Genomic DNA, 24,263 nt, shown 5'->3' with positions numbered 1-24,263 from the left:
AGCGGCACAAAGGTGTGCATGCGCAGACGCCCCTTCACCGACGGAGGAGTGACCGCCATGCCATTCATCACGCTGGGACTCGAGCAGTTCGTTCAGTGGAAGTACGGCCTCATGGGCACGGTGGGCTTCACCCTGCTGACCCTGGGCCTCAAGACCGGCAGCTCCAACTGTGCGGGGGCAGGAGCCCTCATCCTCGCGCTGCTCCTCGTCCCGACCGATTCCTGATCAGAACACATCCGGGCACCAGGCCCGCCGTCCCGCCCGGAACACCCTGTCCGCCACCGCCGCTGCACCCGGCGTGAGCTCCTCGACCCGGCCCAGCGCAGCCAGCCGCAGCGTCGATTCGTCGCCGAGACAGAGCGTCCCCAGCTCCCGTACGTCCAGGGACAGATCCGCGCTACGCGTCGTCGCTGCGCACGAGGCGCCGTCCGGGGATGCGTCCAGGCGGAACCGGCCGCCGGCGAGACCCTCCGGGTCGTGGATGTCCAGGGTCAGGGAGGCCGGGACCGCGTAGGTGCGGGCCTCCAGGGCTCGTACGACGTCCAGCACCCGCACCCACATCCAGTCCGCCTGCGTCACGACGCGGGCCGCGCGCGGGTCCGGGAGGAGAAGGGGGAGCAGGTCGTCGGGGGCGCGGTGGCCCGAGCGGACCGTGGTGATCCAGTCGATCGAGCAGACGTAATGCCACAGCGCCCGTTCCGCCGCCGGGGTCTCGGCGATCAGACCGAGGACGGACGCCCGGTTCAGCGGCTGCTTCGCATCGCCCCACTTGTCGTCGGCGCGGTAGACGAGCAGACCGTCGACCGCACCGTCCGCGTTGCGGTACACCGCGTGGAACGGTTCCGTCCACGATCCCGGCACGGGCACGTCCTCGCCGGTGTTCAGCTGCCACCAGCGGTCGCCACGGCTGACCACGCCGTGTTGCCGGGCGCGCAGCCGGTCGTGCAGGGCCGGGCCGAGCTTGCGTACCTCCGCGCCGTCCACCAGGTCGATCCGACCGCCGCCGTCCGCAGCGGACGGGCCCGACCAGCGCGGGTCCAGACCCGCCCGGGGGACGTCGATCTCCCACTCGGTGGTCCAGGCGGCCGGGCCGAACCCGTACCGCCCGTAGATCGGGTACTCGGCGGCGATCAGCGTGGCGACCACGTCACCGCGGTCCTTGGCGGCCGCCAGGTCCGTGGCCATCATCCGGGTGAGCAGCCCGCGCCGGCGGTGCGTGGGCGACACCGTGACGTTGGTGACCGCGTCGGACGGCACCGTGGCGCCTCCGACCACCGTCAGCTCCTGCGCGAACGAGCGGAACGTCGCCACACACCGGCCGGCGTCGAACACCCCTTGGGTCCGGGACAGGTCCATGTGCGGGAGGCGGCTCGCGACCTCCCCCTCCGTCACCGTCGGCGGGCGCAGAAAGCCGGTGTTCAAGGCGCGCAGCCAGTCGGGGAACTCCGATGCGGTGACGGGACGGACCTCAAGGCTCATGTGCCCCACGCTAGGCATGTGGTCCGTGGAATGTCGCCCGGTTTTCCGCCGCCACGGATCCGGTCAGAATGCCGCCCGGATCTCGCCCACCTCCGCGCTGCCGCCCAGCAGCGGCGCCCGTCCGATCCGGCCCACCACCGGGGCGTCGACGCCGAGCAGCTCCAGCGCCCTGGCGAGCACCGGGCCGAGCGCCCGGCCCCCGCCGTCGGTGATCTTGAATGCCAGCGCCCGGCCGTCCGGCAGCGCCACCGCCTGGACCGCCTCGGCGCCCATCTTGGAGAGCGTGCCCGGCACCTCGCGCATCAGCCAGGTGTCGGGGCGCCGGGTGCCCGCGACGTACTCGGGGTGGGCACGCATCGCGTCCGCCACCCGGCGCTCGGCGGTGCCCTCCTCCGCCCGCACGAACGAGCGGAACGCCCGCGCCAGACCCACCAGGCTGATCGCCATCAGCGGCGCCCCGCAGCCGTCCGTACCGACCGCCGCGACACGTTCGCCCGCCGCCTCCTCGACCACCTGGTGGACCAGCTGCTGGAGCGGGTGCGCCGGGTCCAGATAGGTCGCCCGGTCCCAGCCGTTGAGGGCGCACACCGCGAGCATGGCGGCGTGCTTGCCGGAGCAGTTCATGGTGATCCGCTCACGGACCTGGCCTGCGGCGAGATACGTCTCCGCCTCGGTCGGGTCCAGCGGCAGATCGGGCGGGGTCTGCAGATCCTCCGGCGTCAGTCCGTGGTCGGCGAGCATCTTGCGTACGAGGTCGAGGTGGAACACCTCGCCCGAGTGGCTCGCGGCGGCCAGCGCCAGCCGTTCCCCGGAGAGGTCGAGGCCGGCCCGCAGCACGGCGGCGGCCTGCATCGGCTTGTTGGAGGAGCGGGGGAAGACCGGCGCGTCCGGGTCTCCGAGGGTCCGCTCCACACTGCCGTCCGCTGCCAGCATGACCAGGGAGCCCCGGTGGTGGCCCTCCACGAAGCCGGACCGTACGACCTCGGCCAGAACGGGAAGGGCAGGGCCGGCGGGGGACGCCGGGGATATGTGAGGTGTGGAGGTCATGGGGGGCGGCCTTCCGGGCGGGGCGAGTGACCCGCCCCGCCCGGAAGGATCGCTTCAGGCGAGCAGGTCGTCTACTTGTGCTTCCCCATCACGGTACCTGCGGGCGATCTCGGCGCTGCAATCGTCAGCGGTACGTTGCAGCTGGTGACGGCGGCGGGAGACCTGCTGCTCGTAGCGGACGAGCCGCCCCATCGCGGTGTACAGCTCTTCGTCGGTGCGGGCGTCGAGGTCGGAGAGTTCGACCTCGGCGAGCGTTTCGGCCGCCAGCCGGCGGAACTCGTCGCTGCGCGGCGTGGTGAGCGTGACGTGCCGGGCGGAGGAACGGTGCCGGGACGGGGTGTCGGCGAGGATCTCGGAGAGCCGGTCCACGACCGGCGTCTCGGGATCCCGACGGCGGGCCAGCTCGGCCCGAAGGATGTCGATGCGGCCCTGGACCAGGCGGCGCACGTAACTGAGGTCGGCCTCGTCGCGCTGCGAGTCACGGCGCAGGTTGCGCAGCTCCGGCAGCCGCAGGGCGCCCAGCTCGGGCGGCGACTGCCCCGGCAGTCGCTCGCCGATGCCTGGACCGGTCCGCTGCACGGGTGGCCGCATGGCGCCGGCGGTGGTATCGGTACTGGTTGTGGCACGCGTGACCGGTACGGCACCGGCTGGGTGCCCGGCTCCATATGTACTCATGCTTTGTCCATCCCCTCGACCGGTGCGTCGGCACACCGCCTCCGTGCATCGTGCCATTCCGTACGGTGACTACGCAGGTGCTCTGTACCCGTTCAGCCCAAGATAGGTTGGTCTGTATGCGTGCAGTGATACAGAGGGTGTACGGCGCGAGCGTCACGGTGGCCGACGGCGCGGGCGACGGAAGCGGGCCCGCGGTGGTGGGCGAAATCGTCGGCGAGGGACTGTGTGTGCTGGTCGGAGTCACCCATGGGGACACCGTGGAGAAGGCGGCGCAGCTCGCCCGCAAGCTCTGGTCGGTCCGCATTCTGGAGGGCGAGAAGTCCTGCTCCGACGTGAATGCACCGCTTCTGGTGATTTCGCAGTTCACTCTCTACGGGGACGCCCGGAAGGGCCGCAGGCCCACCTGGAACGCCGCGGCACCCGGCGAGATCGCCGAACCGCTGGTCGACGAGGTGGTGGCGCAGCTGCGGGCGCTGGGGGCGCATGTGGAGACGGGCCGGTTCGGAGCGGACATGCGGGTCTCGCTCACGAACCATGGCCCGTTCACCGTCCTCGTCGAGGTCTGAGCGGAGTCCGGCGGGGAGCCGGACGCGCGCTCCGAGGACCGCGGAGGATCTACGGCTCGACGACCGTCTCCTGGGCCGCAGCCGTGTCCCCGGCGAGCAGTTCCGCGTCCACCGCCACGTTCCGCTTGACCAACGCCAGTGCGATCGGGCCCAGCTCGTGGTGGCGGGCGGACGTGGTGATGAAGCCGAGCTGGCGGCCGTCCGCGCCGTCCGCGGCGAGCCGTACCGGCGTCCCGTGCCCGGGCAGCAGCACATCGCTGCCGTCCAGGTGCAGGAAGACCAGCCGACGCGGCGGCTTCCCCAGGTTCTGCACCCGGGCCACGGTCTCCTGACCGCGGTAGCAGCCCTTCTGGAGGTGGACGGCGGTGCCGATCCAGCCCAGCTCGTGCGGGATGGTGCGGTGGTCGGTCTCGAAGCCGAGCCGGGGGCGGTGCGCCTCGACGCGCAGCGCCTCGTACGCCAGGATGCCGGCCACCGGGCCGTGCTCGGCGGCGTACTGCTCCAGGTCGGCGCGGGGCAGGAACAGATCGCGGCCGTGCGGCGCCTCCCGCACGACGACACCTTCCGGCACCTCTTCGATGGAGCCGGCCGGCAGGTGCACGACGGCGAAGTCCTCGGTACGGTCGGCGACTTCGACCTGGTAGAAGAACTTCATCGACTCCAGATAGGCGACCAGTTCACCCTGGGTGTCCGGTTCGACGTGCGCCCACACCGTCTCGCCGTCGTCGACGAGGTAGAGGGCGTGCTCGATGTGCCCGTTCGCGGTGAGAATCAGCGCCTCGGTGGCCTGGCCGGGGGCGAGTTCGCTGACGTGCTGGGTGAGCAGCAGGTGCAGCCAGGCCAGCCGGTCGCTTCCGGTGACGGTGACGACGCCGCGGTGCGAGAGGTCGACGAGGCCGGTGCCGTCGGCGAGGGCGCGCTGCTCGCGGAACAGGTCGCCGTAGTGCGCGGCGACACCTTCGTCGCGGCCTTCGGCGGGAACGGCGCCGGGCAGGGACAGCAGAGGGCTCTTCATGCGACCAGCGTACGACTCGATTTACTGCTCGGAACCAGGAGCGGGGGCCGGTCCGGCCGCCGCCGCCTTCGTCGTGCAGTCGGCACAGCGGCCGAAGATCGCGAAGTGCTTCATATCGGTCTCGAACCCGAACGTGTCCCGCAGCTTCGTGGTGAACTCGGCGACGACGTCGACATCGGCCTCGATGACGTTCGTGCAGTCCCGGCAGACCAGATGGATGTGGTGATGGCGGTCGGCCAGGTGGTACGTCGGTGCCCCGTGCCCCAGGTGGGCGTGGCTGACCAGCCCCAGCTCCTCCAGGAGCTCCAGAGTCCGGTAGACCGTGGAGATGTTCACGCCGGACGCCGTCCTGCGCACCTCGCAGAGGATGTCGTCCGGCGTCGCGTGTTCCAGTCTGTCGACCGCTTCGAGGACAAGCTGCCGCTGCGGCGTCAGCCGGTAGCCGCGCTGCCGAAGGTCGCTCTTCCAGTCGGTGCTCACCACAGGCCCAGTGTAGGACCGGACGAGCGCCCGCCCGCAGGCCGCACGACCACTCGGCCGTCCGGCTGCGTGCGGGTGGTGGGCCTACTTGAAGAACGCGATGCCGTCGTCCGGCAGGTCGCCGAGCCCCTTGGCCATCTCCTCGACCTCTTCGGGGGTGACGACCTTCTTCAGGTGTGCCGACATGTACGGGCGCAGCTCCACCTCGGGGGTGGCCTTCTCGCCGACCCACATCAGGTCGCTGTTCACATAGCCGTAGAGGCGCTTGCCGCCGTTGTACGGGCCGGAGGCCGCGGTCCGGGCCACCGCGTCGGTGACCAGGTCGATCTGCGGCTTCTGGTGGGCGAGCTCGCCGTACCAGATCTCGATGACGCCCTGGTCGCGGACCATGACGACCTCGACCTTGCGGTCCTTGTCGATGCGCCAGTAGCCGGACTCGGTCTCCAGCGGCTTGACCTTGTTGCCCTCGGCGTCGAGCACCCAGGAGTGCGAGACGTATTCCAGGAAGTCCCGGCCGTCGTGGCTGAAGGAGACTTCCTGGCCGAAGTTGCACTTCTCGGCGCCGGGGAAGTCGGACACGCCCGCGCCCGTCCAGTTGCCGAGCAGGAAGGCAAGCGGGACGAGGTCCGGGTGGAGGTCGGACGGGATCTCGATCATGAGCGGCTCAGACGATCTGTGAGGGGGTGGTGAGCGGTGCGGACGCGGGTCAGCGCTGGCCCTGGTACAGCTTCTTCACGGTCAGGCCGGCGAAGGCGAGAACACCGACGCAGACCAGGACCAGCAGGGTGGAGAAGAATGCCTCAAGCACGGGAGCTCCTCGGACGAGCGATAACGAGCGGTATGGCGGCAGTACAGGGCCGGGCCCCAGCCTAATGGGTAGGGGCCCGGCGCGATGGTTCGGGGCTTGCCGAGGAAGCGGGCTCCCCGGCGTGCGGATCAGCCCAGCAGCTGGTTCTGCAGGATCAGCGTCTGGCGGAACGGGATCTGCTCGGCGATCTTCTTGCCCTGCTGCGAGTGGATGACCAGGGCGAGCGTGTCACCGGCCTGGATGTAGGCCTCGTGGATCCGCCCCTTCCCGGTCTTCGTCTCGCCGAACGCGTAGACCACGGTCTCCGGCACCTTGCCGCCGGCGTTCCAGCTCTCGTCCAACTGCAGATCCGTCGGCCAGTCGAGCGGTATGCCCGGGGTGCTGCTCACATAGGTGTCGTCCCGGAGCCCTTGGGCGTACGCCGTCGAGTTGAACTGCAGCAGATAGACCCTGGACCTCGTGCCGTCCGGCATGGTCCAGCCGCGCGCCGCGATGTGGCGCAGGGCCGAGTCGTCGAGCAGCTGCGTGAGCTCGCCGCGCTTGTCCTTGCGGAACTCGCCGACGAACTGCGCGGTGCTCACCCAGTCGCCCGTCAGCTTCTTGTCCGCGGTTGCTCCGGCCGGGGCGGGGATCAGCAGCTTCCGCAGGTCGGCGTGGTGGATCTCGGCGACATTGGCCTCGTTGAACGGGCGCGGCGAACCGGCCGGCAGCGCGGGCAGGCTGAGCTCCGGGTAGTCCCAGCGCCCGTCGCCCTCGGTGGCCAGGCCCGGTACGTCGGTGCGCTCCATCGAGGTGATGCCGAGGGCCGTACCGGTGCCGAGACCGCCGAGCACCAGCACGGCGGCGGTCCAGCGGGCGACGGCCCGCAGGACGCGGCGGGACGACTTCGAAGCCGGGACGGGCTCCGCCACCGCGGGTGCCTGATCGGGGGCAACCAGGGGCTCGGTGACCGCTGCGGGCTCCGTGGCCGGGACAACCGTGGCCGGGGCGGGCTCCGTGGCCGGGACAACCGTGGCCGGGGCGGGCTCCGTGGCCGCTATGGGCTCCGTGGCCGTTACAGGCTCCGTGGCCGGGACGGGTTCGGCAGCCGCTGCGGGCTCCGCTCCCGTCGGCGGCAGCTCCTGCTCCGGAGCGGTGGGCTCCTCGGTCGCGGCGATCGGGGCCGCCGTCTGCTCGGTCATACGTACTCCCCCGGGGACTCGATGTGGTCGAGCTGGTCCTTCACGAGATCGGCGACAGCGGACGCGCTGAACGGCTTGGTGCCGTACGCCTCGACGGTGACGAACAGCTCCCCGTCGTACGCGACGCAGGACAGGCCGTCGAGCTTCACCTTGGTCCGCTCGGGATCCCGGACGCACCTGGCCTTCTTGTGGCCGTCGATCTTCGGCCCCTTGCGGAGGCCGACGTAGGTGTCCATCAGGCCCGTCTGGAAGCCGTACAGGTCATAAACGGCCCTCTTGTCCTTCATCTTCACAATCTGGATCTCGACCGTCAGATCGTTGTCGTCCGAGGTGTACGAGCGCTGCGCGATGCCCTGAAGATGGAGCCGGTCGATGCGCTGGTCCCGTTCGCGGCGCTGCCTGCCCGCGATCCCCCGGCCGCTCTCCTTCATCTGGGCCGTGGCCTTCTTGCCACTGATCTCGTCGTCGTTTCCGTACTCACCCATGTCCGGGCCGAGCCGGTAGTTCTCCGGGACCGGCAGCAGCAGCTTGCTGAGCTCGGTATCGGCCCTGCCCCGGCCCACGTCCCCGGCGGGGTCCTTGGCGGGCTTGTGCGCACCCTCGCCCCAGACCTTGGTGGTGACGGTGCGGTCGGCGCTGTCCACGGTCACCTTGGTGTAGGCGGCCGCACCGCCGACGGCGCCGAGGACCAGGACGGCGGGGAGCACGGCGAGCACCACGCGCCGGGCTCGGCCCTTCGGGGCGCGCGGGGTCGACTCGGCCGGCAGGGCCGGCTCGGCGGGCGGGGCGGTGTCGGGTGTCATGTCGTCGTTCACAGCCGCTCCAGCTGTCGCTCGGCCAGGGTCCGGATGTCCTTCTTGCTGATCGGCACGGTGTCGAAGATGTGGATGTCGAGCATGACGTCGCCGCGCTGGGCGATAGCCCGCGCCTGGTGGACAGGCAGGTAGCCCGGCTTGTTCACGGCCTTGTACAGGAAGTAGCGGCCGTTGCCGCTGCCCTTGATCGGATCGCCCTCGTTGCCTGCGCCGTCCTTGGCGTAGGGCATGTAACCCAGCTGGCCGTTCGCATGGTCGGACGCCCCGAGCTCTGCGCCGGAGCGGAACTGCACGAGGCGGATGCTCACATCGCGGTACTGCCCCTGCGACCAGTTGACGGCCGCGATCCGGCGGACGTCGGCCTCCGCGAGCGTTTCGAACATGTAGTCCTCGCTCTTGAACTCCGTCGCGTACTCGTCAAGAGACCTCCACCCGTTCTCCTGCAGCGGGAAGACAGGGCGGCGCGCCCCTGAGGGCTTGCTGACGAGCAGCTCGCGCAGATCGCCCTCCGTCTTCCGCTGCCGGTCCTGCGGCACGGGCAGCGGGTCCGGAACCTTGTCCGCGGGCAGCGCCTTCGCCGGGTAGGCGAGGTTCGGCTGCGACAGGGCGGGCAGCGGGGTCGGGGCGCGGTCGGCCTGCACGCCGTAACCGACGGCGGTGCCACCCGCGATCCCGAGCACCGCGGCGGCGGCGATCAGCAGTGCGGTACGGCCACGCGGCCGCGGCTTGACCGGCGTCGCCGGCGCATCGGGCTCGGCCTCCGGAGCGGCCGCGGGCCCGGCGACCGGCTCGGTCACGGGCGCGACCATCGGCGCGGGCGGCTCCGCGGCCTGAACCTGCGCCTCGACCTGCACGGTCGGCTCGGCCGGCCCGTCAGGAATGGTGTCTTTCGGTTCCAAGAGGGTCCCCCCACGAGACCTGAGGCGCAGATTCCATTACCTGCGCACACAACTGACCCCTCGCAAGGGGGTGGGGTTGTACCGGCGACGATTACAGTTCGGCATATGCAGAAGAAGCTCGTGATCAAGGTGACCGCAGGTGCCGACTCCCCCGAGCGCTGCTCACAGGCGTTCACGGTGGCGGCGGTCGCCGTCGCCAGCGGTGTGGAGGTCTCGCTCTGGCTGACCGGCGAATCCTCGTGGTTCTCGCTGCCGGGCCGCGCCGCCGAGTTCGAACTGCCGCACGCCGCACCCCTGCCGGATCTGATCGAGTCGATTCAGGCGGCCGGCCTGATCACCCTCTGCACGCAGTGCGCCGCGCGCCGCGACATCACCGAGCGCGACGTCCTCGAAGGCGTGCGGATCGCCGGTGCCCAGGTCTTCGTCAGCGAGATCATGGCCGACGGCGTCCAGGCCCTCGTCTACTGAAGCAGCTTCCTACCGGCGCTTCTTGCCGTCGAGCTCGTCCCACCATTCGTCCGACTTCGGGTCGCCGGAGGGGTCGTCCCACCAGCGGTCCTCCGGCCCCCGCCGGTTGGCGACCATCGCCGCGATCGGCGGGATGACCATGGCGACGACGCACATCCCTATGGCGACGGGCATCGACCAGAGCCGTACGACGGCCCAGGCGGACACGAACAGGACGATGCATCCGCCCATCATCAGGAAATAGCCGCGACGGCGCCGGGCGTACATGCCTCAAGCGTAGGCCCGATCCGGGCGCACGCGAACGGCGTGGACGGCCCCGCGGACCGCACTGCGCACACCCCCTGCGAGCGCCACCGCGCACTGGCTGCCACCGTCGACACCACCGTGAACGGCGCGAAGGGCCGTACCCCGGTTCAGAAGGCGTCCAACCCCCTGGGGTACGGCCCTCCGGCCGATCTGTGTGCCGCGGATCAGACGGCGATGGCCACCTCGGAGAGGCCACCGGTCTGTGCGACGACTGTGCGGTCGGCGCTGCCGCCCGGGACGAGGGCGCGTACCGTCCAGGTGCCCTCGGCCGCGTAGAAGCGGAACTGTCCGGTCGCCGACGTCGGGACCTCCGCGGTGAACTCGCCGGTCGAGTCCAGGAGGCGGACGTAGCCGGTGACGGGCTCGCCGTCGCGGGTCACGCTGCCCTGGATGGTGGTCTCACCGGGCTTGATGGTCGAAGCGTCGGGGCCGCCGGCCTTTGCTCCACACATGGCGTTCTGTCCTTCTGGTCGGGGGTCGTGCTGGTCCAGGTCGTCCGGAGTTACTTGTTGGCGCCGAGCTCGATCGGCACACCCACGAGGGAGCCGTACTCGGTCCACGAGCCGTCGTAGTTCTTGACGTTCTCGACTCCGAGCAGCTGGTGCAGCACGAACCACGTGAGCGCGGAACGCTCACCGATGCGGCAGTAAGCGATGGTGTCCTTCGCCAGGTCGACCTGCTCGGCCTCGTAGAGCGCCTTGAGCTCTACGTCCGACTTGAACGTGCCGTCGTCGTTGGCGTTCTTCGACCACGGGATGTTGCGGGCGCTCGGCACGTGGCCGGGACGCTGCGACTGCTCCTGCGGGAGGTGCGCCGGGGCGAGCAGCTTGCCGCTGAACTCGTCGGGCGAACGCACGTCGACCAGGTTCTGGTTGCCGATCGCGGCCACGACGTCGTCGCGGTAGGCGCGGATCGACTCGTCCTGGGCCTGGGCCTTGTACTCGGTGGCCGGGCGGGACGGGATCTCGTCGCCGTCGACCAGGTCGCGGGAGTCCAGCTCCCACTTCTTGCGGCCGCCGTCGAGCAGGCGGACGTCCTGGTGACCGTAGAGCTTGAAGTACCAGAACGCGTAGGACGCGAACCAGTTGTTGTTGCCGCCGTAGAGGACGACCGTGGTGTCGTTCCCGATGCCCTTCTCGGACAGCAGCTTCTCGAAGCCGGCCTGGTCGATGAAGTCACGGCGGACCGGGTCCTGGAGGTCCTTGGTCCAGTCGATCCGGATGGCGTTCTTGATGTGGTTCTTCTCGTATGCCGAGGTGTCCTCGTCGACCTCGACGAGGGCGACCTTCGGGTCGTCGATGTGGGCCTCGACCCAGTCGGCGTCTACCAGGACGTCACTGCGGCTCATTCTGTTCTCCTCCGGGGCAGTCTGCGGCGAGATGGTGCGTGATGCGAGATGTACGGGGGCGCGGTATTTGCGCGTACACACATGCACGGGGGTGGGCCCTGACAGTGGTCGAAGGGCCGGGAACGCGGGATGCGACGATCCAGCTCAGACGGTGCGACAGAGCATGGCGGCGATGCGGCACAGGTCTACTGCCCGCCGCTTCGTGAGATCCGCCTGTCGCTTCATGGGTCCGATCGTAGGGACGTACGGGCGGGCATGTCACCGTTGTGTCGTATATTGAGACACGATCGTCCACAATACGGGACGAGAGCAAGCTTGCCGCGCCGCGCGGGCCGGACCGGGGTCGATCGGGTCCCTCGGTCATCTACGGGTCGGACGCGTCCGTCTCATTATGTGGCGCAGTGGCTGTCGAGGCTCCTACCCAGCCGCGGCACGCCTTACGTATCGGGCCGCCTATCCGCCGAGCGGGATGTCCGAACCCGTCACGGAGATCTCCAGGCCGTTCTTCGTCGGCTCGATCCTCTGCAGCTTCAGGCCGTTCGGCAGGGCCCCGATCTCCCGCTCGAAGTCGGTCTTCCTGCGCACCAGGCCTTCGAGGCCGGGGATGCCCTCGCCCGGCACCTTGTCCGCGTGCACCCGAATGGTGTGGCCGTCGACCAGGGTGACGGTCGAGGTCACGCTGCGCTTGAGCGTGCGGCCGAGGATCTCGACGGCGCCGGTCACCTTCACCTTGCCGTTGCCGCCGTACTGGACGACGACGCCGTCGTCGGCCGCGTGCGTCAGGTCCTCGTACGAGACGGTCGCCGTGCCCGTGGCCCGGGCGGCGGTGGCGCTGGAGAAGCCGTCGGCCAGCGTGACGTCGTGGAGTTCCGCGTTCATCTCGCTGATCCGGATCCTGCGGCCGCCGGCGTCGGTCTCGATGCCGGTGAGCTCGATGTCGACCTCGTCGAGCGAGGATCCGGCGACCTGCGTCAGGAACGGGAACCCCTTGATGGAGATGTCCGTCGAGCCGATCGTGGAGCCGCTGATCTCGACCCTGCCCTCGGCCTCCGACTCGGCGAAGTACACCGCCGCCCGGTCGACGGCGATGAAGACGCCGCCCAGAACCACCACCATGATCAGCAGTATTCGCAGTGCGCGCATGCCCGTTCTTCCCCCACCCTGCACCCGATCCGGCCGGACCCGCCTGGTGTCCGTGAGCCTACTGCGGCTGCACGGCACCCCCGGGGTGATCGACGAGCCCGGGGGCCGCCCCGGTTCCCGGGCCGATGCACGGGTGTCGGACCGGGAGGGCCGGGGCGGATGGGGCGCAGGGATCGTGCCGGGTCAGGAGAGGGCGCGGCCGATCAGATAGACGGCGGGCGCCGCTGCGGTCAGCGGCAGCGCCACACCGGCGGTCATGTGCACAAAACGTGACGGGTAGTCATAGCTGGCCACCCGCAGCCCGATCAGCGCGCAGCCGCCGGCCGCGAGCCCGAGGAGGGCACCCTTCGCGCCGAGGTCGGTGAGCCCGCCTGCCGCGACACCGGCGCCCGCGGCGGCGAGCAGCGCCACCACGATCGAGACCGGTCCGGGCAGCGGCAGCGCGCGGGCGAGCACCGCGACCGCGACGGCCGCACCGCCCACCGTCACCGCGTCCGGCACCGCCGCGAGATGCCCGGCGGCGAGGATCGCCAGGGCCGCCGAGGCGACGGTGGCCATCAGCCCGTACATCCGCTCGTCGGCGCCCGCGTGGCTGCGGAGCTGAAGGACGACGGTGAGCAGCACCCAGATGCCGAGGGTGCCGAGAATCGCCGCCGGAGCGTTGTCCCGCCCGGCGACGAGCAGCACGACATCGGCGACGAACCCACCGGCGAAGGCGAGTGCGATGCCCTGCCGGGCCGGCCACATGCCGTTCAGCCGGAACCATCCCGCCGCGGTCACGGCCTGGAGCAGCACCAGCGGCACGAACAGGGCGTACTGCCCGATCGCGGCGCCGAGGGCGAGCAGCAGCCCGAGACCCGCGGTGATCGCGGCCGGCTGCATGCCCGGCGCGATGATCGGCGAGCGGCCCTCGGCGCGGGCGCGCTGGGCGTCGGTGACGCGGCTGTTGCCCAGGGTGGTGGGCGCGCTGTAACCGGAGGTGCCTGGCCCTGTCGCGGTGTCCGGGGCGACATCGGCCGGCGCGGCCTCGGCGACCGCGACGGCCGGGACCTCGGGGGGCAGCGGATACGAGCCCGACCCGCCCTGCGGAGCGGGACGGGCGTCGGCGGCGGCCGTGGCGACCGGCTGCTGCGGCTGTGCCGGCCGGCCCGGGTACGGCTGCTCGTACTGCTGCTGGGCATACGGCTGCTCGTACTGCTGCTGCCCGTACTGCTCGTCGTACTGCTGGTCGTACTGCTGCTGGTCGTAGGGCGGCTGCTGGTACTGCGGCCGGCGCTGCGCGGGCCGGACGGTCGGCTGGTACTGGGTGTCCCAGGTCTGCCCCTCCCACGTCTGCGTGGCACCGGGGTCCTGGAACGCCTGGTCGTCCGGGTCGTACGGGGCCTGCTGTCCGTACGGCTGCGGCTCCTGCCCGTGTCCGTACGCGTGCCCGTACCCGGACTCCTGTCCGTACGGATGCTGCTGATCGCTGCTGCTCATGTTCTGCGGTTCACCCTCCTGCGAACGGCGGGAGCACCTCGACCGTGCCGCCCTCGGCAAGGCGTACGGTCTCATGGCTGCGGGTCCCGACGGGGTCACCGTCGATCAGGAACGAGCACCGTTGCAGCACTCGGGTGAGCTCACCGGGGTGCCGCTCACGCACCGCGTCGAGCGCCTCGGCGAGCGTCGCAGCCGCGTACGGCTCCTCCGCGGTTCCGGCAGCCGCCTTGGCGGCTGCCCAGTAGCGGATCGTTCCCGCTGGCATGGCGGCGCTCCCTTCGTCTCGCGTCAGCTGTCCATCATGAATCACGCGGCGACCGACCAGTCCGCGATACGGGTGAGCAAGTTCTCGTCCGCCGCGTTCTCGGCGTGCCCCATGCCCCGCTCCAGCCACAGCTCGGCGCCGCCCTGTGCCGCGTCCACCAGCATGCGCGGGTGGTCGAGCGGGAAGTACGGGTCCTTGTCGCCGTGCACGACCAGCAGCGGGGCCGGGGCGATGAGCGGGACCGAATCGACCGGGGAGAGCGGCACGGGGTTCCACTCGTTGTGGTCGATCCGGGTGCGGAAGCCGTACCGGCCGACCAGCCGGCCGGTGGGCCGGGTCACCACCCAGTGCAGACGTCGCATCGGAGCCGTACCCCGGTAGTACCAACGGGCGGGAGCACTCACGGCAACCACTGCATCCGCGTGCGCTTCCGTGCGCCCCCCGTGCACGGGAACTGTGAGGGGAAGCCGTTCCGCGGCCGCAGTCGTGTCGGGCGCCGTATACAGCGCGCCGTGCCGAAGCACGACAGAACCACCCATCGAGAATCCGACCGTAACCACCCGGCGGTGCCCGAGGGAGCGCGCCCAGGCCACCGCGGCGGCCAGGTCCAGCACCTCGCGGTCACCCACCGTCGACCGCCCGCCGGACCCGCCGTGCCCCCGGAAGGAGAACGTGATCACGGCCGCACGCTGGGAAAACACCCGCGCCGCACGCCGCACGGCGGGCCGGTCCGCCGATCCGGTGAAACCGTGCGCGATCACGATCGCCGTATCGGCGGCGACCGGGTCGGCGGCGGGCCCGGCACCGGCCGTACACGGTTCGTACACCGCCTCGATCGACAGCCCGTCATCGGTCCGCAATGTCGCACGCCGGGCTCCCGGGGTGATCAAGCAAACAGAAAAACTCCGAAACGAACTCTCGGACACAGAACTCATGTGGGCTATTCTGCTGGGAAGAGGATCCGGGCAATGCAGCCCCCGGGTCCTTTTGTGCTTTCCGCGCGTTGTTACAACGACGTTTCGACAAGCTCAGCGGTCCCAGGGCGTGGGGCCGCACCGTAAAACCCGTATGACAGATGTCGTACGGCCGCACCGAACCGTACGAAGAAGTGCCGCATACTCCCCCGGGCCCCGCCCGGGAGTGCCCCTCTCGCAGGGAACGAGGAGGACCGACGTAATGGGCGAGCAAGGCGAGCAAAACGTGCACGATCATCGACCGACGACCCAGGCAGGTGGGCGGCGATGAGTTCACTGCTGCTTCTGACGAATGCCCTCCAGCCGTCGACGGAGGTGCTTCCCGCCCTCGGTCTGCTCTTGCACAGCGTGCGGGTGGCTCCCGCCGAAGGACCCGCTCTCGTCGACACCCCAGGTGCCGACGTCATCCTGGTCGACGGCCGCCGCGACCTGCCGCAGGTACGGTCGCTGTGCCAGCTGCTGCGGTCCACCGGACCGGGCTGCCCGCTGATCCTCGTCGTGACGGAGGGCGGTCTCGCGGCCGTCACCGCCGACTGGGGCATCGACGACGTGCTGCTGGACACGGCGGGACCGGCCGAGGTGGAGGCCCGGCTGCGGCTCGCCACCGGCCGGCAGCAGCTCACCTCCGACGACTCCCCGATGGAGATCCGCAACGGCGACCTTTCGGTCGACGAGGCGACGTACAGCGCGAAGCTGAAGGGCCGGGTCCTCGACCTGACCTTCAAGGAATTCGAACTTCTCAAGTACCTCGCGCAGCACCCGGGCCGGGTCTTCACCCGCGCCCAGCTGCTCCAGGAGGTCTGGGGCTACGACTACTTCGGCGGTACGCGGACGGTCGACGTCCATGTCCGGCGACTGCGCGCCAAGCTCGGCCCCGAGCACGAGTCGCTGATCGGCACGGTCCGCAACGTCGGCTACCGCTTCGTCGCGCCGGAAAAGGTGGAGCGCGCGGCCGGGGAGGCCAAGGCCCAGGCTGCGGCCCGGACCGCGGCGGACGCACCGGCCGAACCCGTCACCCGTCCGGAGCACTCGGAGGTAGCCGAGGTCACGGAAGAAGCCCCGGTCCGGCCTGCCAAGAGGTAGTTCCATCCGCGTAGACTGCCGCGCGTGGCCAAGGTGACGCGGGACGATGTGGCGAGACTGGCGGGGACGTCGACCGCGGTCGTCAGCTACGTCATCAACAACGGACCCCGGCCGGTTGCCCCGGCCACGCGCGAGCGGGTACTCGGCGCGATCAAGGAGCTGGGTTACCGGCCCGACCGGGTCGCGCAGGCGATGGCGTCGCGGCGGACCGATCTCATAGGAATGATCGTTCCGGACGCCCGGCAGCCGTTCTTCGCAGAGATGGCGCACGCGGTCGAACAGGCCGCGGCGGAGCGCGGGAAAATGGTCCTGGTCGGCAATTCCGACTACCGCGACGAACGCGAGGTCCACTACCTGCGGGCCTTCCTCGGAATGCGGGTCTCCGGGCTGATCCTGGTCAGCCAGGGGCCCAGCGAGCGGGCGGCGGCCGAGATAGAGGCGTGGGACGCACGGGTCGTGCTGCTGCACGAGCGGCCGGAGGCGATCGACGACGTCGCGGTCGTCACGGACGACATCGGCGGCGCGCAGCTGGCGACCCGGCACCTGCTCGAACACGGCAACGCGTACGTGGCGTGCCTCGGCGGCATGGAGACGACCCCGGCGGTCGGCGACCCGGTCGCCGACCACGTCGAGGGCTGGCGCCGGGCGATGCACGAGTCGGGACGGTCGACGGAGGGCCGGCTCTTCCAGGCCCCGTACAACCGTTACGACGCCTACCGGGTGGCGCTCGGGCTGCTCGCCGGCCCGGACCGCCCGCCGGCGATCTTCTGCTCGACGGACGACCAGGCCATCGGGGTGCTGCGGGCTGCTCGCGAACTGCGGATCGATGTGCCCGGGGAGCTCGCGGTGGCGGGCTTCGACGACGTGAAGGAAGCGGGTCTGACCGATCCGCCGCTGACCACGATCTCCTCGGACCGCCCGGCGATGGCGCGTGCCGCGGTGGACCTGGTGCTCGACGACTCGCTGCGGGTGTCGGGGTCCCGGCGGGAGCGGCTGAAGCAGTTCCCGTCGGCGCTGGTGGTGCGGCGGTCGTGCGGGTGCGGGGAGCCGGCGGCCGGTCAGGGGCGGTAGGCGGCGACGCCCGTACGGCCTTTATATCGGGCATACGAGGTTCTGCCGGGCTTCTCAGGACGTGCTCAGGCTCCTCTCATGTTCGCTGGACACAGTCGGGGACATGACTGAGAGCCAGCGCCCGAGCGGCGAGTACCCGATGTACCCCTCGTACGGCAACGGCGACGCGGCCTACCCGCCGCCGCCTGCGCACCAGCCCGCGCAGCCGATCTCGACGGGCCCCGGAACGACCGTGTGGCCCGGCAGCGGCGGCGCCGGTCACAGCGGTGGCGACCACTACGGCGGCTTCGGTCAGGGGCTGCCGCAGCCCGCCCCCCAGCCGTCCGGGCACGGGCGCCGGGCCAGGCGGCCGGTCGCCCTGCTGTCGGCCGTGGCGGTCGCGGCGGCGGTCGTCGGCGGTATCACCGCCACCGCCGTCGGTCAGTTCACCGGCACCGGTTCCAGCGGCACCGACAGCAGCTCGGTGGTCAGCGGCACGACCGTCTCGCAGAGCAGCACGGGCACCGTCGCCGGTGTCGCGAAGGCGGTGTCGCCGACGATCGTCGAGATCGGTGCGACGTCGACCGCGGGCGAGTCCACCGGCTCCGGCGTGATCATCACGTCCGGCGGCGAGATCATCACCAACAACCATGTCATCGCGGGCGCCTCGTCGATCAAGGTGACGCTGAGCACCGGCAGGACGTACACCGCGAAGGTCGTCGGCACCGACGCCGACAAGGATCTGGCGCTGATCGATCTGGAGGGCGCGAGCGGGCTGAAGACGGCCACACTCGGCGACTCCTCCGGGATCAAGGTCGGCGACCAGGTCGTCGCGATCGGCTCGCCCGAGGGCCTCACCGGCACCGTCACCAGCGGCATCGTCTCCGCGCTGAACCGCGATGTCACCGTCGCCAAGGACAGTGAGAACGGTCAGGAGCAGGGACAGCAGGGCGGCGGCAGTGACTGGCCGTTCGAGTTCGGCGGACGGCAGTTCAACGGCGACACCGGCAACTCCACCACCACGTACAAGGCCATCCAGACCGACGCCTCGCTCAACCCCGGCAACTCCGGCGGTGCGCTCATCAACATGAACGGCGAGATCATCGGCATCAACTCGGCCATGTACTCCGCGAGTTCGTCCGGCGGATCGAGCAGCTCCGGTGCGGGCAGCGTCGGTCTCGGCTTCGCCATCCCGGTGAACACGCTCAAGGCCGACCTCGACACACTGCGGGACGGCGACAGCTCCTGAGGAGATCAGCCATGAACCACCCGTCCGACACCCCCGTCGGCCCGGCGGACCTGGCGCTGCCGCTCGCGTCGGCGGCCCGGCGCGCCACCGAACTCCGTGCGACCACCACGGTCACCACCGGCCGCGGACGCCGGGCCGCGCGACGCCGCGCCACAGCCGTGCGAGGCTGAAGGCATCCCGGCAGAGCAGAGAGAAGAGGACGACGAGCGATGAGCCCCGCCGAAGACGATCCGCAGCGCATCCTGATCGTCGACGACGAGCCGGCCGTGCGCGAGGCCCTGCAGCGCAGTCTCGCTTTCGAGGGATACGGCACACAGGTCGCCGTCGACGGAATCGACGCGCTGGCCAGGGCGGAGTCGTACGCCCCCGATCTGATCGTCCTCGACATCCAGATGCCGCGGATGGACGGCCTGACCGCCGCCCGCCGCATCCGTTCCACCGGCGCCACCACTCCCATCCTGATGCTCACCGCCCGCGACACGGTCGGCGACCGCGTCACCGGGCTCGACGCCGGCGCCGACGACTACCTGGTCAAGCCCTTCGAACTGGACGAGCTCTTCGCCCGCATCCGGGCCCTGCTGCGCCGCAGCTCGTACGCGGCCGCGGCGGGCGGCGACGTCCCCGACGACAATGTGCTGTCCTTCGCCGATCTGCGGATGGACCTCGCCACCCGCGAGGTCACCCGCGGCTCCCGCCGCGTCGAGCTGACCCGGACCGAATTCACGCTGCTGGAGATGTTCCTGGCCCACCCGCGGCAGGTGCTGACCCGCGAGCAGATCCTGAAGGCGGTCTGGGGCTTCGACTTCGAACCGAGCTCCAACTCCCTGGACGTGTACGTGATGTACCTGCGCCGCAAGACGGAAGCGGGCGGCGAACCGCGGCTCGTGCACACGGTGCGGGGCGTCGGGTACGCGCTGCGGGCCGGCGGGGGTGACGGGTGACGGGCCCGCTGCACCGGATCCGCGCGCTGCCGCTGCGCTCCCGGCTGGCGATGCTGGTCGCTACCGCGGTGGCGGTCGCGGTGGCGGCGGTGGCCCTGGCCTGCTGGCTGACCACGCGGGACCGGCTGATCGAGCAGCTCGACAGCAGCCTGCGGCAGGTCAATGTCGACCGGCAGATCGTCGAGAATCTGAACGTCGCCTGCCTGCAGGGGCTGCCGCAGGACAACAACCCGGGCGGACCGGAGATCCCCTACACGATCCAGGTGGTGACGCCCACGAGCACGAAGCCGTGCACCTGGCCGGGCAAGTCCGCGATTCCGGTGGAGTCCGCCGACCGGGCCGTCGCGGCCGGGGAGCGGCGGGACGCGGTGCACACCACCGAGGCGAAGGACGGCGTCAAGATGCGCGTCTACACCTCGGAAGTCCACATCGGCCCGCTGGTCCGGCCCGGGCTCGCCGTCTCGGTGGCCTTGCCCATGGAACAGGTCACCGCCCCCCTCAACCAGCTCGCAGTCGTCCTCCTCGCGGTATCCGGCATCGGTGTCATCGGCGCGGGCGCCGCCGGGCTGTGGGTCGCCCGCACCGGCCTGCGCCCCGTCGACGAGCTCACCGAGGCCGTCGAGCATGTCGCCCGCACCGAGGACCTCACGCTCCGCATCCCGGTCGAGGGCGAGGACGAGATCGCCCGGCTGTCCCGCTCCTTCAACTCGATGACTGCCGCCCTCGCCAGCTCACGCGACCGGCAGGCGCAGCTGATCGCGGACGCCGGGCACGAACTGCGCACGCCGCTGACCTCGTTGCGTACGAACGTGGAACTGCTCGCCCGCAGCGAGGAGACCGGCCGGCCGATCCCGCCGGACGACCGCAGGGCGCTGATGAAGTCGGTCACGGCGCAGATGACCGAGCTGGCGGCGCTCATCGGCGACCTCCAGGAACTGGCCCGCCCGGACGCGGCCCAGCCCGGCCCGCTCCAGGTCGTCGGCCTGCACGACATCGCCTCCGCCGCGCTGGAACGGGCACGGCTCCGCGGCCCGGAGCTGACCATCACGGCGGACCTCGAACCCTGGTACGTACGGGCCGAGCCGGCGGCACTGGAGCGGGCGGTCGTCAACGTCCTCGACAACGCCGTGAAGTTCAGCCCGCAGCACGGCACGATCGCCGTCGCGCTGCACGGCGGGGAGCTGACCGTGGTGGACCAGGGCCCGGGCATCCCCGAAGAGGAACTCCCGTACGTCTTCGAACGCTTCTGGCGCTCCCCGTCCGCCCGCCAGCTGCCGGGTTCGGGCCTGGGCCTGTCGATCGTCGCGCGCACGGTCCAGCAGGCGGGCGGCGAGGTCGCGCTGCGCCGGGCGCCCGGCGCCGGCACGGAGGCATGGATCCGGCTGCCGGGCGCCCCGCAGCCGCCGCCGGAGTCCCCTTGAGCCGCCCCGGGGACCGCTCAGGCCCCGGGATTGTGCCGGATCAGTGATGCGACCAGGCCGGGGCGGGTGGCGGGGAAGTCCAGCGGGACGATCCCGAGCCCCGTCCAGCCGGACGCCTCGGAGCCGTCGAGGAACGACTGCACCTGCGGGTTGAGCCGGTCCGCGTTCCAGCGGGGCGGCATCAGGGCCGCCGTGCTCACGTAATTCATGAACAGCTTCCCGGGCTGCTGAGCGGCCCTGCGGAACTGGGACTCGATCTTCGGATACTTGGCGAACGGTTCCGCCATGTAGTCGTCCTGGATGTCGAAGAGTGCGGGATCTGCGTAGCGGACGCCGGGCAGTCCGCCGTTGTCGGCGAGCAGCACGACCTTGCCGCGGGCCTCACCCAGCGCGGGCAGCGCGGGGTCGATCCGGAACAGCGGCCGCCAGCCCTTGGCGTCGAGGTACAGGTCGAAGATCCGCCGGAACTCGGCGTCGCTCTCCTCGGAGTACTCCTGCTTGACCCGCATCAGCACGGTCTCGGTGGGGTGCTCGGCCAGGAAGTCCCAGCAGGCGCCCAGGACGTCACCGAACATCAGGTTCTGGTACGAGGCTCCGTGATGGATCGCGAAGGAGTCGCCGGTGATCCGGCACCGTACGTCGAGAAAGCGGATGCCGCTGCCCAGCTGCTCGGCGACGGTGGTGTTCTGGCACTCGGTCCACGGGCCGCCGTAGCGAGCGCCGGAGTCGTGTGTTCCGGGGATGGTCAGGCGCTGTACGGGGACGGCGTCGGCAAGGCCGGCCATCCAGTCCTGCGTGGTGAGAGCTGCCCGGTGGGCCGCGGCGGTCGCGGGTTCCGTCCCGACGAGAGCGGTGGCGGAGAGGGCGAGTGCGCCGGTTAAGAAGGTTCTGCGGGTGCTCATGCGGGTGCCTCCGTCGGCTGTGTGGGGGGTCAGCCTTCGGAGTATGACGGGTACACGCCACAACGGGAACGGGGCCGCACCGCCGGGACACGGGCACCCGGCCGCCCCTAGACCGTGGCCGGGCCCGTCGCCTGACGAACCGCCGCCACCGTGCTCGCCTCCACCGCGGCGACACCCGCTTCGCTCGCCGGCCCCAGACCGTGGCGGGCGGCGAGCCATGAGGCGTCGTTGCAGGTCACCCAGGTGTCGCCGGCGGCATCCTGCCAGGCCAGCGCCTTTGACGGGAGATCGATGCCGGCGGTCTGCCGGTCCTGCATCAGCTGCGTGCCGCCCTCGGGCTTACCGAAGATGAGCAGCTCGGTCGGCCTGAGTTCCAGGCCGATGCGGGCGGCATGGTCCGCATGGTCGATCCGCGCGAACACCTGGAAGCCCGAGGCGGTGATGGCCTCCTGGAGCCGGTCGATCGTTTCGCGGACAGACCCGTTGCAGGCGACGGTGACCAGGCCGTCGTCCACGTCTGCTTCGGCTTCTGCAGTCATGTTTCCGACACTAGGCGAGGCCCGGGCCCGAACCCGTGACGACAGCGGGGCGGTGGGCCGGATGGCCCACCGCCCCGCTCACCCGATCACCGGACCTACCGGATGACCGTGATCCGGTCCGTGGCCGGCGGGGCCAGCGGCGCCGTGGCCGAAGAGTGCGCCGCCAGGTACGCGTTGAACAGGTCCAGGTCGGACGGGCCGACCAGCTTGTCGGTGCCCTGTCCGAGCGCCGCGAAGCCGTCGCCGCCGCCCGCGAGGAACTCGTTCATCGCGACGCGGTACGTCTTGGCCGGGTCGATCGCCGCACCGTTCAGCTTGATCGTGTCGACGACGACGCGGGCCGCGCCCGTCTTCGTCATGTCGAGGGTGTACGTGAGGCCCTTGGACACCTGAAGGATCTTCGGGCTGGCCTCGTTGGCGCCGCTGACCTGCTGCTGGAGCGCGCTGATCAGCTGGGCACCGGTCAGGTCGACGACATTCATCATGTTGGTGAAGGGCTGCACGGTGAACGACTCGCCGTACGTCACCACCCCGTCGCCCTCACTGCCGGTCGACTTGTACACCAGGTCCGCGCGGATGCCGCCCGGGTTCATGAAGGCGACGACCGCCCCGCCCTTGTCCGCCGGGGCCAGTCCCTCCAGCTGCGCGTCGGCGATCAGGTCGCCGAGCGGCTGCTCCGGGGTCGTGGCTCCGCGGCCGTTGATGTCGGCGGAGATGAAGCCCTGCGGCTTGCTCGCGATGGGGGCCGCGAGGGTGTTCCAGCGGGCGATCAGGGCCGTCATGTCGGTGGCCTTGGGCTGGTCCCGGGTGACGATGTGGTTAGCCGAGGTCGGGTTCGAGGAGCTCGACGACTTCACCGACGTACGCACGATGTCCTTGGTGCGGCGGTCGTACGTGAGGGTCGTGTCCGTGTACAGCTTGCCGAACGACGACGCCGAGGTGACCAGGCGCGGGTTGCCCGCCGGGTCCGGCACGGTGCACACGTACGCCTGGTGCGTGTGACCCGTGACCAGCGCGTCGACCTTCGGGCTGATGCCCTTGGCGATGTCCACGATCGGCCCGGAGATGCCGTCACCGGCGCCGGGGCTGTCGCAGTTGTAGTTGTACGAGGAGGAGGCCGGGGCCCCGCCCTCGTGGATGAGCGCGACGATGGACTTCACGCCCTGTCGGTCGAGCTCCTTGGCGTACTTGTTGACCGTCTCGATCTCGTCGTGGAACTTCAGGCCCTTGACGCCGTTGGCGGTGACGATGTTCGGCGTGCCCTCCAGGGTCACCCCGATGAAGCCGATCTTGACGCCGTTCTTCTTCCACACCGTGTACGGCTTGAGGATCGGCTTGCCGGTCTTCTCGTCCGTCACGTTGGCGGCCAGGTACGGGAAGTCGGCGCCCTGGAACGTCTTGCCCTTCTCGTAACAGCCCTCGACCGGGTGGCAGCCGCCGTTCTGGAGGCGGGCCAGCTCGGTGGCACCCTCGTCGAACTCGTGGTTGCCGACGGTCGTCACATCGAGGTCGATCTTGTTGAGCGCCTCGATGGTCGGCTCGTCGTGGAAGAGCCCGGACAGCAGCGGGCTCGCGCCCACCATGTCGCCGCCGGCCGCGGTGATGGAGTACGGGTGGCCCTTGCGCGCGGTGCGCAGCGAGGAGGCGAGGTACTCGACACCACCGGCCGGTATCGCCTTCGTCGTGCCGTCGGCCTGCGTCTCGGTGACGTTGCCGGCCGAACCGGCCGGCGGCTCCAGGTTGCCGTGCAGGTCGTTGAAGGACAGCAGCTGGACGTCGACGGTACGCGCGGGCGTGTGGTGCCCGTGACCGTGGCCGTGACCGCGGTCCTGGGCGCCGGCCGGCATCGCCGCGACGAGTGCGCCGACGGTGGCCAGCCCGGCCGCGGCGGCGAGCACCCGCCGTGACGCACGGTTCTTCTGCGGTGTCGCTGACATCGGTCCCCTTGTGAGTTCAGCGGGAGGTTTCGGCCCGCAGCCTAGAGTCAACGCGCGTAGCGCGACAGGTGTTTCGCGTTACGAACCGGTTGCCATGTGGTCGGTAAGGGGATCAACTCGCCCACACCGCCCACAGCTCGCACCTATCCGGTCGAAAACGTCACGGCAATGGCCGAGCCCCGCGACACCTCAC

The 24,263-nt window shown here is 70.6% G+C and carries 28 protein-coding genes; 9 read left to right on the top strand and 19 right to left on the bottom strand.

The window, feature by feature from the left end; genetic code table 11:
* The first annotated feature begins 57 nt into the window (after nucleotides 1-57).
* Nucleotides 58-225 carry a hypothetical protein gene (locus tag OHB49_RS23155; protein WP_176902350.1) on the top strand — a complete coding sequence of 56 codons (168 nt, stop codon included), beginning with the start codon at nucleotides 58-60 and terminating at the stop codon, nucleotides 223-225.
* Here the strand turns inward: OHB49_RS23155 and OHB49_RS23150 are convergent, their stop codons facing one another.
* From OHB49_RS23150 to OHB49_RS23140, 3 genes are all read right to left on the bottom strand, one after another.
* Nucleotides 226-1,479, bottom strand: a complete 1,254-nt coding sequence (locus OHB49_RS23150) for a GNAT family N-acetyltransferase (RefSeq protein WP_329162661.1) — start codon at nucleotides 1,477-1,479, stop codon at nucleotides 226-228.
* 63 nt (nucleotides 1,480-1,542) lie between these two features.
* Nucleotides 1,543-2,526 (bottom strand): asparaginase, encoded by a 984-nt coding sequence (locus OHB49_RS23145; protein WP_329162660.1) that lies wholly within the window; start codon nucleotides 2,524-2,526, stop codon nucleotides 1,543-1,545.
* Nucleotides 2,527-2,580: 54 nt separating this feature from the next.
* A complete protein-coding gene (locus tag OHB49_RS23140; RefSeq protein WP_329162659.1) occupies nucleotides 2,581-3,201 on the bottom strand; it encodes an RsiG family protein in 621 nt (206 codons plus the stop codon).
* A 116-nt stretch (nucleotides 3,202-3,317) separates the two neighbouring features.
* On the opposite strand from OHB49_RS23140, the gene dtd reads away from it, so the two are divergent.
* Nucleotides 3,318-3,767: a D-aminoacyl-tRNA deacylase gene (gene dtd / locus OHB49_RS23135; protein WP_030972156.1), complete on the top strand. Its 450-nt coding sequence runs from the start codon at nucleotides 3,318-3,320 to the stop codon at nucleotides 3,765-3,767.
* Between the two features lie 49 nt (nucleotides 3,768-3,816).
* Here dtd and ygfZ read toward each other — a convergent pair whose 3' ends face one another.
* The 6 genes from ygfZ to OHB49_RS23105 form a co-directional block, all read right to left on the bottom strand.
* Nucleotides 3,817-4,782 carry a CAF17-like 4Fe-4S cluster assembly/insertion protein YgfZ gene (ygfZ, locus tag OHB49_RS23130; protein ID WP_030972154.1) on the bottom strand — a complete coding sequence of 322 codons (966 nt, stop codon included), beginning with the start codon at nucleotides 4,780-4,782 and terminating at the stop codon, nucleotides 3,817-3,819.
* Between the two features lie 21 nt (nucleotides 4,783-4,803).
* Nucleotides 4,804-5,265: a Fur family transcriptional regulator gene (locus tag OHB49_RS23125; RefSeq protein WP_030925060.1), complete on the bottom strand. Its 462-nt coding sequence runs from the start codon at nucleotides 5,263-5,265 to the stop codon at nucleotides 4,804-4,806.
* Nucleotides 5,266-5,346: 81 nt separating this feature from the next.
* The gene (locus OHB49_RS23120) at nucleotides 5,347-5,919 is read right to left on the bottom strand and encodes an FABP family protein (RefSeq protein ID WP_030972152.1); all 573 of its coding nucleotides are present in this window, start codon (nucleotides 5,917-5,919) and stop codon (nucleotides 5,347-5,349) included.
* Between the two features lie 279 nt (nucleotides 5,920-6,198).
* Nucleotides 6,199-7,251, bottom strand: a complete 1,053-nt coding sequence (locus OHB49_RS23115) for a hypothetical protein (RefSeq protein WP_329162653.1) — start codon at nucleotides 7,249-7,251, stop codon at nucleotides 6,199-6,201.
* Entirely contained in the window at nucleotides 7,248-8,066 is an 819-nt protein-coding gene (locus OHB49_RS23110) for a hypothetical protein (protein ID WP_329162651.1), read from the bottom strand. Before OHB49_RS23110 ends, OHB49_RS23115 begins: the two co-directional genes overlap by 4 nt.
* The gene (locus tag OHB49_RS23105) at nucleotides 8,063-8,965 is read right to left on the bottom strand and encodes a hypothetical protein (RefSeq protein WP_329162649.1); all 903 of its coding nucleotides are present in this window, start codon (nucleotides 8,963-8,965) and stop codon (nucleotides 8,063-8,065) included. The genes OHB49_RS23110 and OHB49_RS23105 overlap by 4 nt, the downstream gene beginning before the upstream one ends.
* A 105-nt stretch (nucleotides 8,966-9,070) precedes the next feature.
* Between OHB49_RS23105 and OHB49_RS23100 the strand changes: the two genes are divergently transcribed.
* The gene (locus tag OHB49_RS23100; RefSeq protein WP_030972145.1) at nucleotides 9,071-9,433 is read left to right on the top strand and encodes a DsrE family protein; all 363 of its coding nucleotides are present in this window, start codon (nucleotides 9,071-9,073) and stop codon (nucleotides 9,431-9,433) included.
* Between the two features lie 9 nt (nucleotides 9,434-9,442).
* Here the strand turns inward: OHB49_RS23100 and OHB49_RS23095 are convergent, their stop codons facing one another.
* From OHB49_RS23095 to OHB49_RS23065, 7 genes are all read right to left on the bottom strand, one after another.
* On the bottom strand, nucleotides 9,443-9,700 hold the full coding sequence (locus OHB49_RS23095) for a DUF3099 domain-containing protein (protein ID WP_329162647.1): 258 nt from the start codon (nucleotides 9,698-9,700) through the stop codon (nucleotides 9,443-9,445).
* A gap of 203 nt (nucleotides 9,701-9,903) precedes the next feature.
* Nucleotides 9,904-10,191, bottom strand: a complete 288-nt coding sequence (locus OHB49_RS23090; RefSeq protein ID WP_030925040.1) for a DUF1416 domain-containing protein — start codon at nucleotides 10,189-10,191, stop codon at nucleotides 9,904-9,906.
* Nucleotides 10,192-10,241: 50 nt separating this feature from the next.
* Complete coding sequence (locus OHB49_RS23085) at nucleotides 10,242-11,087, bottom strand: sulfurtransferase (RefSeq protein ID WP_329162645.1); 846 nt, start codon at nucleotides 11,085-11,087, stop codon at nucleotides 10,242-10,244.
* Nucleotides 11,088-11,540: 453 nt separating this feature from the next.
* Nucleotides 11,541-12,230 (bottom strand): LmeA family phospholipid-binding protein, encoded by a 690-nt coding sequence (locus tag OHB49_RS23080; protein WP_329162643.1) that lies wholly within the window; start codon nucleotides 12,228-12,230, stop codon nucleotides 11,541-11,543.
* A gap of 183 nt (nucleotides 12,231-12,413) precedes the next feature.
* Nucleotides 12,414-13,709 carry a hypothetical protein gene (locus tag OHB49_RS23075; RefSeq protein ID WP_329162641.1) on the bottom strand — a complete coding sequence of 432 codons (1,296 nt, stop codon included), beginning with the start codon at nucleotides 13,707-13,709 and terminating at the stop codon, nucleotides 12,414-12,416.
* 10 nt (nucleotides 13,710-13,719) lie between these two features.
* On the bottom strand, nucleotides 13,720-13,974 hold the full coding sequence (locus tag OHB49_RS23070) for a MoaD/ThiS family protein (protein WP_030925031.1): 255 nt from the start codon (nucleotides 13,972-13,974) through the stop codon (nucleotides 13,720-13,722).
* Between the two features lie 41 nt (nucleotides 13,975-14,015).
* The gene (locus OHB49_RS23065) at nucleotides 14,016-14,909 is read right to left on the bottom strand and encodes an alpha/beta hydrolase family protein (protein ID WP_329162639.1); all 894 of its coding nucleotides are present in this window, start codon (nucleotides 14,907-14,909) and stop codon (nucleotides 14,016-14,018) included.
* A gap of 306 nt (nucleotides 14,910-15,215) precedes the next feature.
* On the opposite strand from OHB49_RS23065, the gene OHB49_RS23060 reads away from it, so the two are divergent.
* The 6 genes from OHB49_RS23060 to OHB49_RS23035 all read left to right on the top strand — a co-directional run bounded on the left by OHB49_RS23060 (nucleotide 15,216) and on the right by OHB49_RS23035 (nucleotide 20,692).
* On the top strand, nucleotides 15,216-16,031 hold the full coding sequence (locus OHB49_RS23060) for a response regulator transcription factor (protein WP_329162637.1): 816 nt from the start codon (nucleotides 15,216-15,218) through the stop codon (nucleotides 16,029-16,031).
* A 24-nt stretch (nucleotides 16,032-16,055) separates the two neighbouring features.
* Complete coding sequence (locus OHB49_RS23055; RefSeq protein WP_030925025.1) at nucleotides 16,056-17,102, top strand: LacI family DNA-binding transcriptional regulator; 1,047 nt, start codon at nucleotides 16,056-16,058, stop codon at nucleotides 17,100-17,102.
* Nucleotides 17,103-17,205: 103 nt separating this feature from the next.
* Nucleotides 17,206-18,330, top strand: coding sequence for a S1C family serine protease (locus tag OHB49_RS23050; protein ID WP_329162633.1), 1,125 nt, complete (start codon nucleotides 17,206-17,208; stop codon nucleotides 18,328-18,330).
* Between the two features lie 11 nt (nucleotides 18,331-18,341).
* Nucleotides 18,342-18,500 carry a hypothetical protein gene (locus tag OHB49_RS23045; RefSeq protein WP_329162631.1) on the top strand — a complete coding sequence of 53 codons (159 nt, stop codon included), beginning with the start codon at nucleotides 18,342-18,344 and terminating at the stop codon, nucleotides 18,498-18,500.
* 39 nt (nucleotides 18,501-18,539) lie between these two features.
* Nucleotides 18,540-19,271 (top strand): response regulator transcription factor, encoded by a 732-nt coding sequence (locus tag OHB49_RS23040; RefSeq protein WP_030972125.1) that lies wholly within the window; start codon nucleotides 18,540-18,542, stop codon nucleotides 19,269-19,271.
* Nucleotides 19,268-20,692, top strand: a complete 1,425-nt coding sequence (locus OHB49_RS23035) for a sensor histidine kinase (protein WP_329162629.1) — start codon at nucleotides 19,268-19,270, stop codon at nucleotides 20,690-20,692. Before OHB49_RS23040 ends, OHB49_RS23035 begins: the two co-directional genes overlap by 4 nt.
* A gap of 17 nt (nucleotides 20,693-20,709) precedes the next feature.
* Here the strand turns inward: OHB49_RS23035 and OHB49_RS23030 are convergent, their stop codons facing one another.
* The 3 genes from OHB49_RS23030 to OHB49_RS23020 all read right to left on the bottom strand — a co-directional run bounded on the left by OHB49_RS23030 (nucleotide 20,710) and on the right by OHB49_RS23020 (nucleotide 24,070).
* The gene (locus tag OHB49_RS23030; protein ID WP_329162627.1) at nucleotides 20,710-21,594 is read right to left on the bottom strand and encodes a phosphatidylinositol-specific phospholipase C; all 885 of its coding nucleotides are present in this window, start codon (nucleotides 21,592-21,594) and stop codon (nucleotides 20,710-20,712) included.
* 107 nt (nucleotides 21,595-21,701) lie between these two features.
* A complete protein-coding gene (locus OHB49_RS23025; RefSeq protein WP_329162625.1) occupies nucleotides 21,702-22,133 on the bottom strand; it encodes a DUF302 domain-containing protein in 432 nt (143 codons plus the stop codon).
* A gap of 95 nt (nucleotides 22,134-22,228) precedes the next feature.
* The gene (locus OHB49_RS23020; protein ID WP_329162623.1) at nucleotides 22,229-24,070 is read right to left on the bottom strand and encodes a bifunctional metallophosphatase/5'-nucleotidase; all 1,842 of its coding nucleotides are present in this window, start codon (nucleotides 24,068-24,070) and stop codon (nucleotides 22,229-22,231) included.
* Nucleotides 24,071-24,263 lie beyond the last annotated feature (193 nt).

This window comes from Streptomyces sp. NBC_01717 (assembly GCF_036248255.1).
GTDB lineage: Bacteria > Actinomycetota > Actinomycetes > Streptomycetales > Streptomycetaceae > Streptomyces.
Note: the sequence above shows the minus strand (reverse complement) of the source record. Positions and strands in the feature narration are given on the sequence as shown.

Excerpts from the sequence above, each read along its gene's own strand:
- OHB49_RS23155 (WP_176902350.1), top strand. The coding sequence starts at position 58 with ATGCCATTCATCACGCTGGGACTCGAGCAGTTCGTTCAGTGGAAGTAC.
- OHB49_RS23150 (WP_329162661.1), bottom strand. The coding sequence starts at position 1,479 with ATGAGCCTTGAGGTCCGTCCCGTCACCGCATCGGAGTTCCCCGACTGG.
- OHB49_RS23145 (WP_329162660.1), bottom strand. The coding sequence starts at position 2,526 with ATGACCTCCACACCTCACATATCCCCGGCGTCCCCCGCCGGCCCTGCC.
- OHB49_RS23140 (WP_329162659.1), bottom strand. The coding sequence starts at position 3,201 with ATGAGTACATATGGAGCCGGGCACCCAGCCGGTGCCGTACCGGTCACG.
- dtd (WP_030972156.1), top strand. The coding sequence starts at position 3,318 with ATGCGTGCAGTGATACAGAGGGTGTACGGCGCGAGCGTCACGGTGGCC.
- ygfZ (WP_030972154.1), bottom strand. The coding sequence starts at position 4,782 with ATGAAGAGCCCTCTGCTGTCCCTGCCCGGCGCCGTTCCCGCCGAAGGC.
- OHB49_RS23120 (WP_030972152.1), bottom strand. The coding sequence starts at position 5,919 with ATGATCGAGATCCCGTCCGACCTCCACCCGGACCTCGTCCCGCTTGCC.
- OHB49_RS23115 (WP_329162653.1), bottom strand. The coding sequence starts at position 7,251 with ATGACCGAGCAGACGGCGGCCCCGATCGCCGCGACCGAGGAGCCCACC.
- OHB49_RS23100 (WP_030972145.1), top strand. The coding sequence starts at position 9,071 with ATGCAGAAGAAGCTCGTGATCAAGGTGACCGCAGGTGCCGACTCCCCC.
- OHB49_RS23095 (WP_329162647.1), bottom strand. The coding sequence starts at position 9,700 with ATGTACGCCCGGCGCCGTCGCGGCTATTTCCTGATGATGGGCGGATGC.
- OHB49_RS23090 (WP_030925040.1), bottom strand. The coding sequence starts at position 10,191 with ATGTGTGGAGCAAAGGCCGGCGGCCCCGACGCTTCGACCATCAAGCCC.
- OHB49_RS23085 (WP_329162645.1), bottom strand. The coding sequence starts at position 11,087 with ATGAGCCGCAGTGACGTCCTGGTAGACGCCGACTGGGTCGAGGCCCAC.
- OHB49_RS23080 (WP_329162643.1), bottom strand. The coding sequence starts at position 12,230 with ATGCGCGCACTGCGAATACTGCTGATCATGGTGGTGGTTCTGGGCGGC.
- OHB49_RS23075 (WP_329162641.1), bottom strand. The coding sequence starts at position 13,709 with ATGAGCAGCAGCGATCAGCAGCATCCGTACGGACAGGAGTCCGGGTAC.
- OHB49_RS23070 (WP_030925031.1), bottom strand. The coding sequence starts at position 13,974 with ATGCCAGCGGGAACGATCCGCTACTGGGCAGCCGCCAAGGCGGCTGCC.
- OHB49_RS23065 (WP_329162639.1), bottom strand. The coding sequence starts at position 14,909 with ATGAGTTCTGTGTCCGAGAGTTCGTTTCGGAGTTTTTCTGTTTGCTTG.
- OHB49_RS23060 (WP_329162637.1), top strand. The coding sequence starts at position 15,216 with ATGAGTTCACTGCTGCTTCTGACGAATGCCCTCCAGCCGTCGACGGAG.
- OHB49_RS23050 (WP_329162633.1), top strand. The coding sequence starts at position 17,206 with ATGACTGAGAGCCAGCGCCCGAGCGGCGAGTACCCGATGTACCCCTCG.
- OHB49_RS23045 (WP_329162631.1), top strand. The coding sequence starts at position 18,342 with ATGAACCACCCGTCCGACACCCCCGTCGGCCCGGCGGACCTGGCGCTG.
- OHB49_RS23040 (WP_030972125.1), top strand. The coding sequence starts at position 18,540 with ATGAGCCCCGCCGAAGACGATCCGCAGCGCATCCTGATCGTCGACGAC.
- OHB49_RS23030 (WP_329162627.1), bottom strand. The coding sequence starts at position 21,594 with ATGAGCACCCGCAGAACCTTCTTAACCGGCGCACTCGCCCTCTCCGCC.
- OHB49_RS23025 (WP_329162625.1), bottom strand. The coding sequence starts at position 22,133 with ATGACTGCAGAAGCCGAAGCAGACGTGGACGACGGCCTGGTCACCGTC.
- OHB49_RS23020 (WP_329162623.1), bottom strand. The coding sequence starts at position 24,070 with ATGTCAGCGACACCGCAGAAGAACCGTGCGTCACGGCGGGTGCTCGCC.